This window comes from Salinimonas chungwhensis DSM 16280 (assembly GCF_000378185.1).
Lineage (GTDB): Bacteria > Pseudomonadota > Gammaproteobacteria > Enterobacterales > Alteromonadaceae > Alteromonas > Alteromonas chungwhensis.
Genome location: NZ_KB899383.1, coordinates 86142 through 106021, shown reverse-complemented (window position 1 = coordinate 106021; position 19880 = coordinate 86142). Strand labels below are relative to the sequence as shown.

Sequence of the window (19880 nt, the reverse complement as noted above, 5' to 3'; positions counted from 1 at the left end):
TACTAATAGTGGTGTTTGGAATAACAGCTATCGGAGTTGCTATCAACCATACGCTGGTGACTGTCGCCAATCGCTCCTATGATGTGGATTATTTTCAGAACGACGTTTTTGTAAACCAACCAAATTTAGATAAAGATTCACCATTCACATTTTTTAAAATATTGTACCGACGAGTTACCCAGCCGCGAGAAGCGGCCCGGCCTGCTAACCCTATTCCGGTGGTAGCCCTAACCAAAGCAAATCTGCTGGACCTGCCGGATGATGGCATGTTTGCTGTAAAACTGGGACATTCTTCTTTACTGCTGAAGATGAATGGCGAATTCTGGTTAGTCGACCCGATGTTTTCAAACCGGGCCTCACCATTTTCCTTTATTGGACCTAAGCGCTTTCATGCACCGGCGCTTTCGCTTAGTCAGTTACCTGAAATCTCCTATGTGTTGCTTACGCACAATCATTACGACCATCTGGATAGGCAGAGCATTCAGGCGCTCAAGGCCGCTGACCCACAATATTTTGTACCCCTGGGAGTTGGCGCAGAGCTGCAGAGCTGGGGGGTACCAGCGAAGCAGATAAATCAATTTGGCTGGTGGGATGAACAAACATTATCTAATGGGAAACTTGCCTTTACTCCGGCGCAGCATTTCTCCGGCAGAGGCCTTACCGACAGAAATAAGTCCCTGTGGGGTTCCTGGGTTTTGCAAATAAACGATACTCGGCTGTTTGTCAGTGGAGACTCAGGCTATTTTGATACCTTCAAAGAGATAGGAAAGCGTTACGGTCCCTTCGATATGGGCTTTATAGAAAACGGTGCGTATGCGGCTTACTGGCCAGGTGTACACATGACCCCATCAGAAACAGTCCAGGCGGCGCTGGATACCAAAAGTCGCTATCTGGTACCCATCCACAATAGTACGTTCGATTTGGCATTTCATCCATGGTTTGAGCCACTGGAGAAAGTCAGTGATAAAGCGCAGCAAGCCAGAGTTGCATTACTAACCCCACGGTTTGGTGAAGTGATTAATATTCAACAACCAGGTACTTTCCCCAAGTGGTGGAAACAAGTGATGCTGCCACGCTATCGTTAACTGAATTTATTGCTTTTCAAAGACTTTTTCACCAGCCACCCAGGTTTGTTCGACACTGGTTTTCCATAAGTTACGCGGTTCAATGGCAAAAATATCCTGATCGACCAGTATGAAGTCAGCCCATTTTCCGGGTGTTAACGTTCCCAGAGAATCCTCCATATGAGCGGCATATGCTGCATCCAGTGTAAAGCCTTTGAAGGCCTGCCTGACGCTTAACGCTTCATGGGCATACCATCCATCTACCGGATTATTATTACGATCCTGACGTGTTACAGCAGCATGAATGCCGAAAAAAGGATTGGCTAATTCCACCGGAAAGTCAGAGCCAAGAGGTACCGCAATACCTGATTTCAGTAGCGTCTGCCAGGCATAGGCGCCTTCCATGCGTTCTTTACCGATTCTGTCTTCCGCCATATTTTTATCACTGGTAGCATGGGTGGGTTGCATAGAGGGCAATACTTCCAGTGAGGAAAATCGTTTTAAGTCAGAAGGTGCCACAATCTGAGCGTGCTCTATGCGGTTGCGTAATGCCTTACCACCTTTTTCTTTGAAGGTTGCCTCAAACTGATCTAGCGCCAGGCGATTTGCCCGATCGCCAATAGCATGGAAGTTCAGCTGAAACCCGGCACTGATTACTTCATTAAATAATGCCTCAAAGTCTTCTGGTTGAGTCACCATTAAACCACGTTGATGGGCCGCATCGCTGTAGGGTTCCAGTAGCGCTGCGCCGCGGCTTCCCAGTGCGCCATCACCGTAGGCCTTAACACTGTTAATAAACAGGTAGTCTTGTTTACCCCGAACCGGACCCGCCGCCAACATTTTTGACAGATCAGGATCGGTGGCGCTGATCATTGCATAGATGCGTACTGGCAAGGTTTGTTCAACAGCGCGTCGAAGATAAAAATTATAAACTGCCTGACTAACCCCAGCATCGTGCATTGTGGTGATGCCCTGGGAAAGTAAATGCTGACCAGCAGCATTAAGCTGCGCGTTTAGCTGCTCCGGTCCGGTATCCGGAATATGTTTTTCAACCAATGCCATGGCGTTGTCGATAAGCACTCCCGTAGGATTGCCCTGGTCATCCTTTATGATCTGGCCACCTTTCGGTGATTTTGTGTTTTTATCAATACCGGCCATTTTAAGGGCGCGGGTATTGGCCCATCCAGCATGCCCGTCCACGCGGGTCAGCCAGATTGGGCGGTCACTGATTTTCGCATCCAAGTCAGCCGCTTTGGGGTAGGCTCTGTCCGACCACAACTCCTGATTCCAGCCTCGTCCTGTAATCCACAGACCTTTACTATTGGCCAGCGCATACTCTGCGACCCGTGAAACAGCCTCCTGACTACTGGCAGTATCGCGTAAATCCACTTCAAGCAGATTACTTCCCAGGCCCAGTAAGTGGCCATGGGCATCAATCATACCGGGTAACAGGGTTTTCCCCTCACCATCTACGGTGCGATCATAATCGGTATTCTTGCTAGGATTCAGCGCGGAGATCTTACCGTCATCAATCGCTATTGACGAAAAAGTAATGAGCTCACCGTCATCATCTAAGGTGTAACCATTAACATTCTTTACCAGTAAGGTGTCTGCCATGGCAGCCGATGCGCTCAATATCAACGCAGCAGCAATATGCAGTTTGGTGTAAACATTTTTCATTAGTGTTTTATTCCTGTGGGCCAATCATCGGGGGTTGCAGCAAATAATCCTGCTGCCAAATTTTTTGCATGCTTGAGGCGCTGATATTACCGCCGGACAACATAACCAACGCGGTTTTCGGTGTTTCATTTTCTACCGCCCAGGCGGCGACTGCAGCCATGGACATGGCACACGTAGGCTCCACATGCAGTTTAAGTAAATGCTGCAGCCATTGTGTCCAGTAGGCTATCTGAATTTCATCAACTTCATAAAAATCATCAAGCTGCTGTAAAAAAGCAAAGGTGTATTCACCCACGCTTGGCGTCGCCGCGCCATCTGCCAGCGTCTGCGCAGGTCCGGGAAGTGATTCAATAACACCACTTTGCAATGACATGGCTGCATCATTTGCGTTGGCAGGCTCGGCACCGATGACCTGGGCATCAGGTAACATTGCCCGGGTTGTTAAAAAAGTACCGCTAAGCAGACCACCTCCGCCACAGGGGGCAAAAACAGCATCAACCGGGCCGGTCTCCTCAATCGCTTCTAATGCTACGGTACCCTGGCCAGCAATTACATCGGGATCATTAAATGGCGGGATCCACAAGGTATCGGTTTCCTGCGCCGCGGCTTTAACCGCCTTATCTGCTTCGGTGCGGGTGTCAAATCGCCGTAATTCAGCACCATAACTTTGGGTGGCGGCGGCCTTGATGGCCGATATGCTGTCGGCGGCAAAAATAGTCACCGGTATATTATAGAGTGCTGCTGCACAGGCCACCGCTTGCGCGTGATTACCGGAGCTGTTGGCGACAACACGTTTGGGTAACGTACCTTCTTGCGCATGTTTTGCCAGAACATTAACCGCCCCACGTAATTTAAATGCACCTACGGTTTGCAAACATTCAGCTTTGAATAAAATTCGGTGTCCCAACCACTTATTCAGTAATGAAGACTCAACCACCGGTGTTTTTTGTACTTTTCCCTCAATGCGTTTTGCTGCATCGAGAACATCGTCAAAAGTCGGTAAATTCATAAATACGTTATTAATAAGGATAATTTACCAACCTTACCATTGTCGCAGCCCGGCTGCGAATTCCTAAATACAGTCACACAGTAAATATAAGCTGCCACCGCCCAACAGGCTAAGTAGTGATACTTGACCGAGCGTGACTTCACAAAGATTTATATACTAGCAGTTAGCATGTTGATAATTCTGGCCGTCTTTTTATTTTGCCGGTGCTTTGACCTTTGCAAGGCAAGATTTCAGGCCTGACCAGGGCACGCTTAATATTGCTGATTATCAGGTGAATTTAATTTGTCTGGTAGCCGTAATAACGTTAATTCAATTAGATATTTTAGTTACCGCAGGGAGATGAAAATGGGATTATTAGATGCACTAATGGGTAATGCCAGCGAGGTCAGTATTGAAGAAATTCAGGAGCAACTGGCGCCTATGCTGGCGGACAATGAGTCAGTATCAACGGCTTACCGGCTGGTACGGGATTTGATCGTGTTCACCACTGCCAGAATCGTACTTATTGATAAGCAGGGGTTAAGCGGCCGTAAAGTGAACTATCACTCTATTCCATATAAGTCCATCACCCAGTTTAGCGTGGAAACCGCCGGACATTTTGACATGGATTCAGAATTGCGGGTGTGGGTTTCAGGGCAGGATGGCCCGGTTACTATTGAGCTAAATAAAAAAGCCGCTGCGGGTGTGCAGCATACCCTGGCAAATCGTCTGTTTGGGTAATCAAAAAAGGCCAGCATAATGCTGGCCTTTTTTATAAGCGACTTTGAATTTAAAACGTAACAGTAACCGTTGCAGAGCACACCGTGCTGGATGCTTCACACACCTGATACTGATACGTGCCACCGCCCTTGGTGTTGATAGAATCAGTGTATGCACCATCGTTAGCTGTCGATGTAACTACGGTGCCGTTACGATAAACATCCACGTTACTGGTGGTTGCATCGCCCCAAGCCAGATCAACGTACTTGGTACCTTTAGACTTAAAGCCTGTCGCTGACAATGACAGATCACCGCCCGTTGGTTCCTCACCAGTACCATCGCTAGTACCGCCTGAACAGCCGTTAGCTGTCAGATAAGCACTTGCGTCTGCGGCCTGCACGATACCGTGACCGAAATAAACATCTTTACCCGCCGCACCTGCATCGCGTGCAGTTGCTTTGAGCGCACTACGGATTTCTTCGCCCGTACACTGAGGGTGGTTAGACCATATCAGTGCAGCCACGCCTGCAACTGCAGGTGTGGCCATTGACGTACCACTCATAAAGCCGTAATCGCTGGTCCCAATGCTAATATCCATAGTGCTCGCAGCAACCAATGTATCGCGATCTTCCTGAGCAGCACCTACTGCCGGTATAGTTGTATCATTAGTCTCACCCAGCGTTGCGTAAAGTATGCCTGGCTCATTGTTGATAATGACAGCACCGATACCGCCTGAGCTTTCGCAATTATTTACTTTGTCATAGAAGCTGACGCTACCCCGGTCAATCACACAGATTTTACCTGCTGCATTGGTATCTACGCTATCGCCGATACCCATGAAATAGGCGCTGCCTGAGGCATCACCGCCATTTTCCATCGAGGAGACGTCAACGCCTGCACCGTCTGCGGTTAATGATGCCATTGTTGCGCCACCTGCAGGGTAAGTAGAAAGTGTATCTACACCACCAGCCGTTGCTTCTACACAGATAGTTTCATCAGTGGTTACTTTCTTGCCGCGGCCAGTTGTACAACTTGGGTATTGAGAGAAATCTGCAATATTGTCATCCGCATCGTTAGCACCGATCATCATCACCGCGGGATAGCCAGCAGGGTATGAACGAACATTGTTGCCATCGTTACCTGCAGCGGCTACGACCAAGCCACCGTTTTGAACAAAGTCGATGAAAGCATTTTCTTCAGTGCTGTTTGCACCGCCACCGCCAAGGCTCATGTTGATTATATTTGCACCAGCCTGTGAACATTTTTGTGCTGCATAAGCCAGGTCTGAAGAATATCCCCAGCCGCTTTCATTAAAAACTTTGATGATATGCATATCAACGCCAGGTGCCATACCTATCACACCGAAGCCGTTATCGGCTGCACCAATGGTACCTGCAACGTGGGTACCGTGAGGGCCGCCATTGTCATACCAGTTACCTGTGCCAGGATCGTTATCACCTGTGATGGCCGACCAGACAAAATCAGAATTGGAACTGTCCAGACCGGAGTCGATAACACAGACTTTCATGCCAGCACTGGCATTGAAAGTCACCTGGTCTGCTTGAGCCTGATAGACAGCGTAAGGCGTAATTTGGGTGGCCGACGGGTCGCCTGCATCGTCATTGAATAATGCCATAGGGCGACGAACCTGATCCTGTTCTATCAATTTCACGTGAGGGTTGTTTAATAATCCTTTTACCTCAGCAAGAGACTTACCGGAAAATGTAGCTGCAATGAAGCCGTCTGCATCAACCTTGATGTCTCCACCGGCCTGCCTGGCCAGCGCTTTTACGATCCCCTTGCCGTTATTGTCAACCTGAATGATGTAGCGGCTTTCATTATCGTTATTATTCGCCAGAGCTGAAAAACTAAGCGCAACTAATGATGCTGCAAGGGTGGGTTTGATTGTTTTATTAAACATATATTTTTCTTCTTCACTTATTGAATTGCGTCAAACGGGTGCCGGCTCAGACCGATCTTATTTGTGTTTCCGAATGACTTCGATGGGTGAATCCCATAACCAACATAATGGAATCATGCAGGAAGGCGCAAGTACAAAAGATCTAATATGATGATAAGTGTATTGTTTACAACAAAAAAAAAGCAAAGGTTGTGATGCCTTTGCCTTTTTTCCTGAAAAGAGAAAAATTTATTTCTCAGGATGTAAATTCCGGTTGAAAAAGTTGGTAATTGTTTTGTACAGATGCGTGCCTGTTTGCTTGCCCCGTATACTATGTTTTTTACCCGGATAATCCATGGTTTCAAAGGGCTTGGCCATATCCTGTAAATGCTTATACAGACGTGTGCTGTGCGTAAACAGCACATTGTCGTCCGCCATTCCATGATATATCAGCAGCGGCCCGCTAAGCCCTTCAGCATAGGGAAAAACAGAAGAATCAGTATAGGCTTGCTCATCGGTAGCCGGGTTACCCATGTAGCGCTCAGTGTAGTGTGTATCATACAACCGCCAGTCTGTTACCGGGGCGCCGGAAACGCCGGCCTTGAAGTATTCACCAGCCTTGAACATGGTCATAAGGGTCATGTAGCCGCCGTAACTATGACCATGAACACCAATACGTTCAGGGTCGACATAGTCAAGTGAACGCAGGAATTTTACGCCGGCCACCTGATCGTCTACCTCAACGGTACCCATTTTTTTATAGATCGGATCCTCAAAGGCTTTGCCGCGATAATTTGAACCGCGATTGTCCACCGAAAAGACGACGTATCCCTGATCTACCCAGTATTGCATGAGTAACCCACGGTTACCGCCCCATTTATTGGTAACTACCTGCGCGTGCGGGCCGCCGTACAGATAGACAATCGCCGGGCGTTTTTTGCTGGTATCTGCCGGTTTGTAAAGACGGTAATACAGCGTTGCGTCATCATCGGTAGTCAGGGTACCAAACTCAGGTTCATTCCAGCTGTCAAGATAGGGGGTTAGCGGATGATTCTGGTCCAGTTTATTTTCTTCCAGCCACGTAATCTGTTCGCCGCTGGCATTATGCAAGCTAACCTGAGGCGGACGATTTGCCGTAGAGAATTCATCAACATAGATGGACGCGTCGGTAGCAAAGTTTATCTCATGATAACCATCGCGACGCGAGATACGTTTAACATCATTACCCTGCAAATCGACCGAGTACAAATGACGTTCTAGTGGGGTGTCTTTGCGCCCGGTAAAGTAAATCAATCCGTCATTTTCATTCACTGCCCGAACTTTATCGACTACCCAGTTACCCTGTGTAAGCTGTTTTACTAACTCGCCGCTTTTTGTATACAGATAAAGATGTTTAAACCCATCACGTTCAGAGGCCCAGATAAACTGATCAGAATTTTTCAAAAAGGTCAGATCTTCGTGCAGGTTGACCCAGGTGTCACTGGATTCAGTTAACAGGACATTTTGCTTACCGGTGCTCACGTCATACGCGCGAAGTTCAAGCGTTTGTTGGTCGCGAGCTTGCCACTGGTAGGTAAATGTTTTGCTGTCAGGCATCCACTTTCCGCGAGCCAGATAAATATCTTCATCCTCACCCAGATCGATCCACTGCCGTTTCTTTGTTTTAATATTTTCAACTGCAAGTTTGATATTTACGTTATCGGTGCCGGCTTTAGGATAGCGTTGTTCTATCGTTTTTATCTCGTCCGCGTAAATTTCAGAACGTGTGATGACATCAACGGGGGCTTCGTCGACTTTGGTAAATGCGATATGACTTTCATCCGGCGCCCACCAGTAACCGGTCATACGACCCATCTCTTCCTGCGCCACGAACTCCGCCATGCCCATTTTTATGGTATCCCCGCCTTCGGTGGTGATAGCGCGTTCCTCACCGGTGCGAACATTTTTAATAAACAAGTTCTGGTCGCGGATAAACGAGATGTATGTTCCTTTGGGAGAGATCTTAATATCGGTTTCAAACGCTTCCGTATTAAGTAGCTGTTTTGCGCCTTCTTCACCCAGCCGATGGTAGTAAACATCTCCGCCAAGAGGGAAAAGCAGTGCCTTGCCGTCTTGTGACCACTGGTAGCTGACAATGCCTGAGCCAGACAAACGCATACGCTCGCGCCGCGCTTTTTCTTCGTCAGAGAGCTCTTCATCGCCAGACTGTAAGGACTGAGAATCAAACAACATCTGTGTTTTGCCCGACTTAATATGATACTCCCATAAATCGAGCTGGTCGTAATCCGACTCTTTGCCTTTCAAAAAAGTTACTCGCTGTCCGTCAGGAGATACTTTAAGATCACGAGGGGCATTACCATCTAAAGACGGTGATTCAAAAATTCGCTCGATAGTGAGCGTGTTAGCCGAAACGGCACTACTGAGCATAATGGCTCCAATCATTAACGCTTTTTTCATTATTATCTACGCTTTACGCTGTGGATGGTTTTTGATGCGATACAGGATGACATAACGTGAGTGGCAATAAAACAGCTTTAGTACTGGGCGCGACCGGTTTAGTTGGCCGGGCCCTGGTACAACAACTCTTAAAAGACAGCCGCTACGAACAGGTTATTTGTCTGGTGCGGCGGCCACTGTCCGATCGTTTTTTTGATGACCCTGACAAAAAACTTACACCTATAGTTATTGATTTCGCCGCGTTACAGGATTATCAGGGGTACTTCAGCGTCGATCATGTGTACTGCTGCCTGGGTACTACGCTTAAAGCGGCAGGGAGCCGCGCGGCATTCCGAAAAGTCGACTTTGAATATGTTCATATTGCCGCGCAACTTGCCCGTGCCCAGCGTTGCCAGAGCTTTGTCTGGATTTCATCCGTAGGCGCAGATGCCAAAAGTAAGCATTTCTATCTTAGAGTGAAAGGCGAGCTGGAAAATGCCATCATGCGTATGCCACAACTTAACCACGCGGTTGCCGTTCGCCCTTCACTTCTGCTTGGCAAGCGCGAAGAGTCTCGCCGGCTGGAGGATTGGGGTCAAAGGTTTGCGCCTGTGCTACGCAGGTTGCTGGTGGGGCGGTTGAAAAAGTACCGGCCAGCCTATGCGCCAGAGGTAGCATCAAAGATGATTCAATTACACCGGTTTTAGTTCATGGGACGGGGGTTTCGCTGCAAACAGTTTTCTATCGCCCAGGATATGTGTGCTATGAAGGTCAGCACAGATAGCCTTATTTTAGGAAGCTGGGCGACGATGCCGCCTACCTGCCGGGTACTGGATATTGGCTGTGGTACAGCAATTCTCTCTCTCATGGTCTGCCAGGAAAACCCCCAGCGGCGCCATATTACCGCTATAGATATTGATAATAACGCGGTCACTCAAGCTAAACAGAATGTGGGTAACAGTCCGTGGCCGCAACGTATTTCAGTCTTTCGGTGCGATCTTAAAAATGCGGTATTCGATGAACCTTTTGATGCCATCATATGTAATCCGCCTTATTTCCGTGATACCAATGCAGGCACTAAACCTCATCTGCGCCAATCACATGAGCGACAGCTGGCACGCCAGCAACCCAGCCTTACTCCCGAAATGCTGTTTGCCCATGCTGCACGTGTTTCTATGCCAACCGCAAGTCTGTACTGTTTATACCCTTGCGCTCAGCGTGCCGTTACATTGTCGGCCGCACAACAAGAGGGCTGGCATTTAACGCGCGAACTGACAGTGTATAATCACGCTGGAGCTGTACCTCACGTGACCGCCTATCGCTTTAGCAAAGAGCTGGCTATCCCGCAGCATGAGGTGTTGATCATAAGAGACGAAAACGGACAGTATACGCAGCAATATAAAACGCTCTGTCAGCCATTTTATCTGGCCTTTTGAGTAGGCAGTGACGGGCTGTTAGCGGCTTGGTTAGCGCCATACACTTAGATGACTTATCATTCAGCTATTTGATTGTGCGGGTCACAATTCTGATTTTTTATCAGCTTTTGCCATCATTCGTCTAACCGCTATGATGCGTTCAACAGGGCAATACATCAAAGGTAGTAATCGGGTATAGAAAGCTATAACCGCGTATTGCCTGTGCAATTTATAGTCAGCCAGATCTTTTTTAAACTTGTTGCAGGTAAAGTCAGGGTACTTCTTCATGCAACGTGATGGAACATCGCATTCAACACCGGTAACATCGCCAAATAATGTTACACCATTATTTCGCCGCGAACGGGTGCGTCTGCATGATGGTCAGGTATCCGGGAAAAGTCTTCAACAGCGGTGGAAAAGCAGGCTAAGCCTACTACTAAAGGCTGAAATTTCGCTCCACCGGGCGAATCGCTTGCGTGCATTTTCACTCACCCTTATAGTGATAGCCACATTAATGCTGAGTTTTTCTCTTTACACAGCACCTGTTTTGCCGCCGTGGGTATTCGCTGTAGAGGTTAGTGTGATATTGCTGGGAATACTTACACTGCCTGCCAGTCTCTATTTTTGCAAGGAGTGCCGCCGCCATCGTGATTATCTGTCCCGTAAATTTTACGAGAGCAATCACGAAGTTGAATATAAAGATGACGCGCTTGTGCTTATCAATCGCAGCACCTACACGACGGTTACCAGGGTGTTACTGACGGACATCTGATTTGGTAAGAAGCCACAAAGGAAAGCAGGCTTTTTTAAGCTTTAATGTGTTTTTCCTTTTCTGCCTTATAGTATTGAGTATCGCGTTGTTGATTCCCATGGATTCGACAGGGCAAATTGTGGCTTCTTACAGCCTGATACTACTTATCCATTTCTGCGCTATCGAATCCTCTCATTACCATAAATATCGCCACTATTTTCGTTTGTTTGCGTTGCTGGTGGGTCTGTCATTAACGCTGCGTTATCTGATGTGGCGGGGACTTTACTCTCTGGAAACGACAGACATTCTTTCCATGATTGGGATGTGGTTGTTGTTTCTGGCTGAAATATACGCAGGGATTACCCACCTTATCAGTTGTCTGGTCAATATTCACCCCCTTGCCCGACCAGATAAAACTCTTGACCAGACAGACCCACAGACCTTGCCTTCGGTGGATATTCTGGTGCCTACTTATAATGAATCTGAAGATATCATTGAAGTGACGCTGCGGGCAGCGAAGCAAATGCATTACCCGGCGGATAAGCTGCGTGTTTATCTGTTGGATGATGGCGGAACATTACAAAAGCGTTCACAGCAAAATGAAATGGCTGCACAAGAAGCGACGCAGCGGGCAGAAAAACTAAAACTGCTGTGTGAGCGGGTGGGGGCGAATTATCTGAGCCGTGATAAAAATGAGCGAGCCAAAGCCGGTAATGTAAACCATGCACTGCATTTCACCAGTGGTGAGCTAATCGTCATACTGGACGCTGACCATGTTCCTACCGCAGATTTCCTGAATTATACCGTGCCGTGGATGCTTTCTAATCCGAAAACATTTTTGGTGCAAACGCCCCATTTTATGGCTAATCCGGATCCGGTTGAGCGCAATTATTTTTCCGCATTCACGCGCATGCCGTCAGAAAACGATATGTTTTACGGGACCATACAGCGTGGACTCGATTTCTGGAACGCGTCTTTTTTTTGTGGTTCGGCGGCAGTCCTACGCCGGGCGCATCTGAATGAAGTCGAAGGCCTGTCTGGTCAGTCGGTTACCGAAGATGCCGAAACCGCATTTGATTTGCACGCCCGGGGCTATGAATCAGTGTATGTTAACCGTCCAATGGTCAGTGGCCTGGCGCCCGAAACCCTCGATGCATTTATTCAGCAGCGCATGCGCTGGGCGCAAGGCATGACACAAATTCTGCTACTTAAAAAGCCTCACAACGCGACCGGGTTATCCTGGTTTCAGCGTTTTGGATATTTGAGTTCGATTCTTTTCTGGCTGTTTCCTTTTGCTCGTATCATATTTTTGTTCATGCCATTGGCCTATCTGGTGTTTGGATTACAAATATATCGCGCCTCGCTGATGGAAATACTGGCTTATACAATTCCCCATGTGATTGCGACTTATCAGTTGTCGACCTTACTTTTTGGCCGCACGCGATGGCCATTGGTATCAGAGCTTTATGAAATACTTCAGTGTATCTTCACTTTTCGGGCGCTCACCAAAGTATTCCGCAATCGTAAGGCGCCCTCTTTTGTGGTAACGCCGAAAGGGGCCAGCTTGCAAGATAACTTTATCTCGCCGTTGTCTTCAGTATTTTATGCCCTTATAGCGTTGACATTGGCCGGCACGGTTGCCGGGCTTGATAAGCTGATTAATGAATCACTCACGCGGGAACTGACGGTTGTTGTATTACTATGGAATGTGTTCAATCTGATATTGTTAATCAGTGTGCTGGGGGTGCTGGTGGAGCGCCGCCAGGTCAGAGCACAGTCCCGACTACCAGCAAGTGACGAGGTCACGCTGCAAAGTGAAGATGGGCGGGCCTGGGTAGGGCACATTCAGGATATGTCGTTAGGCGGAGCCAGAGTCAGGTTGCAGGCAAAATGGCAGCAGCTACCTGAATTTGTGTCGCTCATCAGTTGGTCTGAATCGGCCAGAGCCAATGTTATATTGCCCTGTCAGTTACTATTTTATGATAGAGAAACGGGCATCGTGCGATTTCAGTTTATCCGTGAGTCAGATAAAATATGGGACAGTATTATCGCTTATACCATGGGGGACAGCCGTCGCTGGCAGAGTTTCCAGCGGCGCAGAATGCGTCCCATTTCCTACTGGTTCGGGTTCAGACATGTGCTTAAAGTAAGCTTCAGGCCTGTCATTCAACATAGCTGGATGCAGCTCAGGCGTCTTTGGACGCAAAACAAAGAAGTGCAGGGATCAAATAAATGAAAGTCATACTTACAGGGGCGTTACTGGCGGTGTGGATGAGTTTTGCCGCCGCTGCTGAGCAAACTATATCAGAGCGTCTGTCTTCATTTTACCCCGGAGACAGTACGCTACGATTACAGGGACAACAGGCCGCTGCAACCTTATCGATACCCTTGGCGGCCGGGCAGTCGGTTACCACCAGCTCGATAAAAATTAAAGCAGTAAGTTCCCGGGCGTTGATTAAACCGCGTTCCATTTTAAATGTCCGTTTTAATAATGCGACTATCGGGCAGATCAATATGGATCCAGAGCGCCCCAATATCAGTGCAGATGTCGCTATCCCCACAGAATTGTGGCGGTCAGGGTTCAACGCACTGACCTTTGCAGTCAGCCAGCATTATGGGAATCAGTGCGTAGACGCTTCCGCCCCGGAACTATGGAGTGAGATTAATCTTTACGCCTCATCATTATCGATTACTACTGAAAATACTGTTGAGCAACCTTTGTTAAGGGATTTATCAGGGTTTTTCTCACCGGGTATTGGGGGGCAGGAGAGTGTCACTTTAGTAACCGCCGCGGGGGATACACAAGCAAGCTACACGCAGAGTGTACCTTTGGTTGCCCAGGCTCTGGCACTACGCAATCAATATAAGCCATTAAAGGTCAGCTATCAGCGCGTCGATGCAACGTCGCCGGCGCCTGAACTGCCAGGTGACAGACAATGGGATGAGGCGCTTTCTCAAAACTACTACCAAAGCAGTTGGTACCTGGGGAATCGTGGGGCTGGTGAGCGGCTGCATGTACTGATAGGCACCAAGGCTGCCCTTAAGCCCTTCCTGGGTAATGAAATTCAACAAAGAATCACCGGGGCATTTGTAGGCATCGAAAAGACACCTGCGCTGAAAGTCGGCTCCCAGACACTGGTTGCAGCGTCCACCCGTTTGGTGGTTTCGGGTCAAAATGCTCAGCAGGTTCAACAGGCTGCGCTTACGCTGGGTTTGATGGACGATACGCTGAACCCCGATGAAGATACCACTATCTTAAGACAAACCACCGACATATCGCCGCTGCCTACCAACATACTACAACCTGGCTTTACCTATACATTCGCCCGGCTGGGGCAGGCCGATATTACGATGCGCGGTGAGAACAGTTTCTCTGAGCACATTAAGCTATTGCTGCCGGCAGACTTTTACGTACCAGAAAACGCTGGCTTAGATCTTACCCTTGATTTTGGTTACGGCGCTGCGTTTGGGCCAGGTTCTATGATGAATATTCTGGTAAACGATGAACTGGTGCATGGATTAACACTAGATACCCCTAATGGTGAGTTTTTTCAGGATTATCAAGTGACTGTTCCGGCCCGTCATCTGCACGGCGGGATGAACGATATTGCGTTCGTGGTTACTCAGCGTGCGCCCGTCACCGGCCAGGCGTGCGATAATATCAGTGGCTCTCACCTGATTTTTCAAATTAGCAACAGCTCCTCCGTCACGTTGCCGGCGGCTGGTCAGGTAGCCACACAGCCAAGTCTTAAGCTGTTTAAAGATACCGCCTATCCATTTGCCCGATATAACGATCCCAATCAGGTTGGTGTTTATCTCACCGATCAAGCCATGACCGGCGCGGCGCTGACACTTATCGCTAAATTGGCTCAAACCGCCGGCACGCCGCTACCTGATATTGAGCTTTTTGCTGAGTTCCCGAAAACGCTGACCAGTAATGCTATTGTGCTGGCCACGCCAGATACACTGCCCGATAGCTTTTCATCAACCTATAACGCGTCAGTAGCGGCTACCAAACGCTGGCCCTATCGTTTGCAAAACGAGCTGCACAACCGGATCCGAGAAGTTACAAAAGATACCGACCATTCACCGCTGCGGATACAGGGAATGACAGAACAACAAAGCGGTCTAAACGATATGGCTGTGCTGGTGGCGCAAAAAAACCCGGCTGCCGATGACCCTGGTAGTGTGTATATTATTGCTGCAGAAACACCAGCTGTGCTTACTCAGCGAGTCGATGACTTGGTGAGCCTGAGCTTATGGGGGCAACTAGCCGGTGATTTTTTCAGCTGGAGAAGTGCGGACAGGCCATTGCTAGCCATGCAGGTTGCTGAACAATTCGAAGTGGGTGAACCGGGAAGTGATTGGCTGGCATTAAGGATGTGGATGTCGAATAATCCCTGGTACTGGTTAATCGGTGTGGCTCTCATCATTATTTTTAGTACACTTATCGCCGCCGTATTGCTGCGCCGACGTAACCAGACCATCACGGAGCAGTGGTAATGCGGTTGCTTAATTATGCGCTGATCATCATTGCCGGGCTCGTGCTCACTAGTTGCAGTGAAAAAAACCAAACGCCCTTTGCCAAGGATTGGCAGGTATTTGCGCAGCGGTTTTATGAAGACGGCAGAATTGTGGATACGGGGAATGACGGTATATCCCATAGTGAAGGGCAGGGCTATGGAATGCTGTTTGCCGCCGTTGCCGGAGATAAAACCCGCTTTGATGAACTATGGCGTTGGACACGGGTCACCCTGCAACGTGATGATGGGCTGTTCAGCTGGCGATACCGGCCTTGTCCTGAGTATAGCGCAGCCTGCGTGGATGATCCGAATAACGCCAGCGACGGCGATGTGCTGATTGCCTGGGCCCTCTACCGTGCCGCCCAGGTATGGGGGAGCCAAACCTATCGCCAACAGGCTATAACGATCCTTAATGCCATAGAAGACAAATTGATAGTGACCCGGCAGGGACAACCTTTGTTGTTGCCTGGTGAAGCCGGGTTTATGAACGATGATGGTCTGCAACTGAACTTGTCGTACTGGATTTTTCCTGCATTTTCCGACTTTTACGCACTTACTAACCAGCCAGTCTGGCAGCAGCTCAGTGAACAGGGCCAAATCCTGTTAAAGCAGGCCCGGTGGGGCAACTGGAAATTACCGGCTGATTGGGTCAGCTATAAAGACGGTGAGCTGCATCTGCAAAACACCCTGCATACAGACTATGGTTATAACGCCTGTCGCATCCCATTGCATGTGGTCTGGCAAAAACAGTTTGATAATTCACTGTTAAGCTCTTTTCTAAATTTTTACGATCAGCAAGCCGTGCCAGCTACCGTGGATGTCAAAAATGGCAACACCGCCGATCATAGCTGGTCTAAAGGTATGGCTACTGTGGCCGACGTGGTTGCCTATCGGGCAGGAAAATCAGTCAGGAAGCCGCAAATTATGCTTGGCGATGAGCAGGATTATTACTCAGCCAGTCTGATTATGCTCAGCCAGCTGGCGCTGATGGATACGGAATCGCCATGAGTCGCCCCTGCCTGGTGGCGGTTTCGCTATGGCTGGCCGTACAGCCTTGCACTGCGCAAGTTATAACCGATTATCAGCAAGATAATGTAATAACAGATCAAAGCACACCAGTCTCAGCAAAAAATGTTGCCCAGGAGCCGGACACCACCGGACTGTGGTATCACATTCGACAGCAACAGCAACGTCTTGCAGTCCGGGAGTTTGAACGCCTGGTTGATATGCATCCTGGCTGGCAACCCTCTCAGGACATTACAACTGCGCTGGCAATTCTTAAAAGTCCGCCGGAAAAGCAACGGTCAGAGGCCGGGACTGGGCAGGCGAGCATGCAGACAAAAAGAACGATGTTTGAGCAACTGGCAGCTATGCCTGCGCAAGAACGAATAAATGTAGATGACGTCATGCTTCGCCAGATTAATGAGGAGGCTAGTGTATCCGACGACGCTGAGGCGCATGATCTTTTGGGGTGGACATACCTGGCCCGTGAGCAGTTTAACTTAGCCCTTTCCCAATTCGAGGCGGCATTGCACCTCACAGCTGGTGTCAAGTCTCGTGAAGGCATTACACTGGCGGTAATGGGGCTGGTTAGTCAGGCTTTGTCTCAATTTGATGTTGAAAAAATAAAAGCGCTTAGGCACCGTTATCCAGCTCTGGCCATCAACAAAAAAATCAACCGTCAGGCGTGGCAACTGTTTAACCATGGCAACTATCCACAAGCACTAACGCTGTTTCAATTGTCTGGCTACATAGAAGGTCAGGTGTTCAGTCTGGAGCGCTCAGGCCAGTCGCTACAGGCTGCGAAGCTGGCTTGCCAACATACCAGTAATTCCACCTTACTTACCACATGTGCAAACTACTGGGCCAGTCAGCAGGCAACGCTTTTCGAACGCGGTGCTTACAAACCTAGCCTGGCTCCTGCTGAACAGTTAGCACAGATCAGAGCGCTGACTGCCTCAGAGCAAGCTCTTGTGGGCTGGGCGGCCTATGAGGCCGGTGATGCTGAACAAGCTCGCCATGCATTTACACATCTATTAGAAGATGAACCTGACAACCACGATTTTGCCCAGGCGTTGCTCAATGTGACAGCGCCTGCACAGGTGCCAGCATTAGCTAATCGCTTTTCGCTGATTGAGCATCTGGTAAAAAAACAGCGTAGCAATGAAGCCTGGGCGCGAAAACAGTTTATTCTGGCCGGTCAATACGATGCTGGGCCTGTTACCACACCAGCTCATCATGGGGGTACGGTGTATTCTGGTCTTCGCGCACGCCAGCGCTCCGGGCGGCCGGGGCTTGGTAACTTCGGTGTTCTGCAGGGGAATATTGGTTTTGGCGATACACTCAATCAGTGGCGATGGGATGTGCGGCTTGACTATGAGCAGTTATACAGCGGTGCGCCTGAGGCGGGTAGCTGGTTTGGAGATGGCCCCTCTGGGCCCCTTTTTAATGGTATCTCTGGTTTCGAAGACACCGGGTTACACGCCAGTGTTCAGCATGAGATGCCGAACTTAACTGTTTATGGGGAACTCAATTACGCTTTGTTCTCACAACCTGTCCCCGCCAGAGTCACAGGGCAATTATCGGCAACCTGGTTTTTAGCAGAAGCAGTCACCGCAGTTAACCTTTATCGCCTGCGTGTGGAGGATAGTTTGTTAAGTATGGGGTCAACCTATACAGAGTCATCTGATAATGGATTTGGCGGCGTCCACAAAACCGGGGCCAAATGGCTCTATTCGCAACAGGTACAGCCTGATTACGCGGTGTCGGTAAGCGCTGTCTGGGATGAGTATGAGGGAAAGTACTCACGCCCCAATACACATAATGGTCTGCGCTTAGACATAAGCAGGAACTTAGCGGCTCTGGCTCCGGGGAAGCTCGATTATTTCAGGTTGGGCCCCTATGTAAGCTGGACTGGCTTTGACCAAAACCGCTCAGGGTTTACACGGGGACACGGAGGATATTTCAGTCCCCGGAATCTATGGTCCGTGGGATTGTTCACAGAATTACTCACGACAGAAGGCCAACAGTGGCAGGCCAAACTTTCACTTAATGCTGGCTACAATTGGATAACCGAAGCGCAGGCATCACGTTTCCCGTTGCGCCAGACCAGAGCCAAAATGCCGGAGCGGGTAATCGAAAAAAACACAAGCCAGGGAATGGCAGGGCAGTTGACTGCGCAAGGGCAGTATCAGATTACGCCTCACTGGCTGGTGGCAGGTTATCTGCAACGAGCTCATGCAGTGGCCTATCAGTCTACCCGGGCCGGCGTAGAGATCCGCTGGCATGCCGGAGGCGTCCAGGGGGTAACCAGCGACACGCTGCTACTTAACGACCCGGCAGAATCCGGATTTGTTTTCTAAATATTCTGGCTTTTAAATTGCTGTCTTTTTCTTGCGCCGCAACAATAAGACTCCGCCAGCCATCAATATTACTGCCGTAGCAGGCTCATTTATTTCACTAAAACCCAAAAAGCTGTAGTTGTTAATTTGTCCGGTTTGTTGATTAGCATCCGACCGCAGACTTTTCACAATAAGATTGCCGTCTATATGACCATTATAAAATGTCATGTCCGCCAGGGGAGCAAGAATACTGCCTTTAAATCCAATACCATGCATAACCAGAGATGTTGCATCGACAAAGTTAAATAAGACACTCTCATTGTACAGGCCGCTATGACGCTCACTCGCCGGACCATTGGAATCATTATCCGGAAATTTATTGCCATTGCTCAAGTGGAAGCCGGTATTAAAGAGCTCTACCATTTCGCCGGTAACATTAATAATGGTGTAACTGGTTTCAGGCACATCAATCATAATACGTTTGTTTGGATCTGAAAGCGTCCGGGCGTCGATGGAAAAAATATTAATATCATTAGTGCCACTGAAACTAAGACCGTAAACATCGTCGCCATTAGCGCCTACCATCACATCAGCGGTGGTGTTGTAAGCTCCCCACAACGACGATTTATACACAACCTCAGCACTTGCTGCGGCAAAATCGAAAGCGTTAGACTGGTAAAATTGCTGAGTGCCGGGCGTGCCCGGTTCGTTATAAAGACCTACGGACTCATCAATATCAATATTGCCAGCAGCAGTGGCGGCGCCGTTGTATATCCGGGCGTTCCGCATTGTAACATCGCCACCACCAACCAGAACCGGTTTTGAGCTGTTATCAGAAAGTTGTAGGCCAAGTCCGTAATCTTTAAGAGTAAGGTTACCACCTACAGCGAGACGGCCTTCTACATCTGATGAATATCCTTGCATATCTTCAAGAATATAGGCATTGAAGTCAGCGGCTTCACCTAAATAAAACGGACTGGCTGATGCAGTAAAGGAGGCCAAGGCAAGCGCCGCAGAAACGATCCCTTGTTTAAAAGCGTTCATAACAACTCCCTGCCGCTG

At 48.8% G+C, this 19880-nt stretch carries 14 protein-coding genes; 9 read left to right on the top strand and 5 right to left on the bottom strand.

All coding sequences use genetic code 11. The features are described 5' to 3' along the window. Nucleotides 1–8: 8 nt before the first annotated feature. Nucleotides 9–1085: an MBL fold metallo-hydrolase gene (locus tag F458_RS0112570; protein WP_232362663.1), complete on the top strand. Its 1077-nt coding sequence runs from the start codon at nucleotides 9–11 to the stop codon at nucleotides 1083–1085. A gap of 6 nt (nucleotides 1086–1091) precedes the next feature. Here F458_RS0112570 and F458_RS0112565 read toward each other — a convergent pair whose 3' ends face one another. Next, on the bottom strand, nucleotides 1092–2744 hold the full coding sequence (locus F458_RS0112565; RefSeq protein ID WP_018983784.1) for an amidohydrolase: 1653 nt from the start codon (nucleotides 2742–2744) through the stop codon (nucleotides 1092–1094). A 7-nt stretch (nucleotides 2745–2751) separates the two neighbouring features. Further along, a complete protein-coding gene (locus F458_RS0112560; RefSeq protein WP_018983783.1) occupies nucleotides 2752–3753 on the bottom strand; it encodes a serine/threonine dehydratase in 1002 nt (333 codons plus the stop codon). A 345-nt stretch (nucleotides 3754–4098) separates the two neighbouring features. Between F458_RS0112560 and F458_RS0112555 the strand changes: the two genes are divergently transcribed. After that, nucleotides 4099–4473, top strand: coding sequence for a PH domain-containing protein (locus F458_RS0112555; RefSeq protein ID WP_018983782.1), 375 nt, complete (start codon nucleotides 4099–4101; stop codon nucleotides 4471–4473). A gap of 49 nt (nucleotides 4474–4522) precedes the next feature. On the opposite strand, the gene F458_RS0112550 is transcribed toward F458_RS0112555, so the two are convergent. Together F458_RS0112550 and F458_RS0112545 are read right to left on the bottom strand one after the other, a co-directional pair. Further along, nucleotides 4523–6373 (bottom strand): S8 family serine peptidase, encoded by a 1851-nt coding sequence (locus F458_RS0112550; protein WP_018983781.1) that lies wholly within the window; start codon nucleotides 6371–6373, stop codon nucleotides 4523–4525. Nucleotides 6374–6601: 228 nt separating this feature from the next. After that, complete coding sequence (locus F458_RS0112545; protein WP_018983780.1) at nucleotides 6602–8809, bottom strand: S9 family peptidase; 2208 nt, start codon at nucleotides 8807–8809, stop codon at nucleotides 6602–6604. 56 nt (nucleotides 8810–8865) lie between these two features. On the opposite strand from F458_RS0112545, the gene F458_RS0112540 reads away from it, so the two are divergent. From F458_RS0112540 to F458_RS0112505, 7 genes are all read left to right on the top strand, one after another. Then, nucleotides 8866–9495, top strand: coding sequence for an NAD-dependent epimerase/dehydratase family protein (locus tag F458_RS0112540; RefSeq protein ID WP_018983779.1), 630 nt, complete (start codon nucleotides 8866–8868; stop codon nucleotides 9493–9495). Between the two features lie 57 nt (nucleotides 9496–9552). Continuing rightward, entirely contained in the window at nucleotides 9553–10224 is a 672-nt protein-coding gene (locus F458_RS20170) for a tRNA1(Val) (adenine(37)-N6)-methyltransferase (protein ID WP_018983778.1), read from the top strand. 265 nt (nucleotides 10225–10489) lie between these two features. Continuing rightward, on the top strand, nucleotides 10490–10975 hold the full coding sequence (locus F458_RS19530; RefSeq protein ID WP_018983776.1) for a hypothetical protein: 486 nt from the start codon (nucleotides 10490–10492) through the stop codon (nucleotides 10973–10975). A gap of 46 nt (nucleotides 10976–11021) precedes the next feature. Then, nucleotides 11022–13190, top strand: a complete 2169-nt coding sequence (gene bcsA, locus F458_RS0112520) for a UDP-forming cellulose synthase catalytic subunit (protein WP_269745207.1) — start codon at nucleotides 11022–11024, stop codon at nucleotides 13188–13190. Then, nucleotides 13187–15457, top strand: a complete 2271-nt coding sequence (locus F458_RS0112515) for a cellulose biosynthesis cyclic di-GMP-binding regulatory protein BcsB (protein ID WP_018983774.1) — start codon at nucleotides 13187–13189, stop codon at nucleotides 15455–15457. The genes bcsA and F458_RS0112515 overlap by 4 nt, the downstream gene beginning before the upstream one ends. Beyond that, nucleotides 15457–16485, top strand: coding sequence for a glycosyl hydrolase family 8 (locus tag F458_RS0112510; protein WP_018983773.1), 1029 nt, complete (start codon nucleotides 15457–15459; stop codon nucleotides 16483–16485). The genes F458_RS0112515 and F458_RS0112510 overlap by 1 nt, the downstream gene beginning before the upstream one ends. Then, nucleotides 16482–18839, top strand: a complete 2358-nt coding sequence (locus F458_RS0112505) for a cellulose synthase subunit BcsC-related outer membrane protein (RefSeq protein ID WP_018983772.1) — start codon at nucleotides 16482–16484, stop codon at nucleotides 18837–18839. Before F458_RS0112510 ends, F458_RS0112505 begins: the two co-directional genes overlap by 4 nt. Nucleotides 18840–18851: 12 nt before the next feature. On the opposite strand, the gene F458_RS0112500 is transcribed toward F458_RS0112505, so the two are convergent. Further along, nucleotides 18852–19862 (bottom strand): choice-of-anchor A family protein, encoded by a 1011-nt coding sequence (locus tag F458_RS0112500; RefSeq protein WP_018983771.1) that lies wholly within the window; start codon nucleotides 19860–19862, stop codon nucleotides 18852–18854. Nucleotides 19863–19880: the final 18 nt, after the last annotated feature.

Bases quoted from the DNA above. Each gene is read 5' to 3' on its own strand.
- F458_RS20170 (WP_018983778.1), top strand. From the start codon at position 9,553: ATGAAGGTCAGCACAGATAGCCTTATTTTAGGAAGCTGGGCGACGATG.
- F458_RS0112545 (WP_018983780.1), bottom strand. From the start codon at position 8,809: ATGAAAAAAGCGTTAATGATTGGAGCCATTATGCTCAGTAGTGCCGTT.
- F458_RS0112515 (WP_018983774.1), top strand. From the start codon at position 13,187: ATGAAAGTCATACTTACAGGGGCGTTACTGGCGGTGTGGATGAGTTTT.
- F458_RS0112505 (WP_018983772.1), top strand. From the start codon at position 16,482: ATGAGTCGCCCCTGCCTGGTGGCGGTTTCGCTATGGCTGGCCGTACAG.
- F458_RS0112500 (WP_018983771.1), bottom strand. From the start codon at position 19,862: ATGAACGCTTTTAAACAAGGGATCGTTTCTGCGGCGCTTGCCTTGGCC.
- F458_RS0112560 (WP_018983783.1), bottom strand. From the start codon at position 3,753: ATGAATTTACCGACTTTTGACGATGTTCTCGATGCAGCAAAACGCATT.
- F458_RS0112550 (WP_018983781.1), bottom strand. From the start codon at position 6,373: ATGTTTAATAAAACAATCAAACCCACCCTTGCAGCATCATTAGTTGCG.
- F458_RS0112565 (WP_018983784.1), bottom strand. From the start codon at position 2,744: ATGAAAAATGTTTACACCAAACTGCATATTGCTGCTGCGTTGATATTG.
- F458_RS0112510 (WP_018983773.1), top strand. From the start codon at position 15,457: ATGCGGTTGCTTAATTATGCGCTGATCATCATTGCCGGGCTCGTGCTC.
- F458_RS19530 (WP_018983776.1), top strand. From the start codon at position 10,490: ATGCAACGTGATGGAACATCGCATTCAACACCGGTAACATCGCCAAAT.
- F458_RS0112555 (WP_018983782.1), top strand. From the start codon at position 4,099: ATGGGATTATTAGATGCACTAATGGGTAATGCCAGCGAGGTCAGTATT.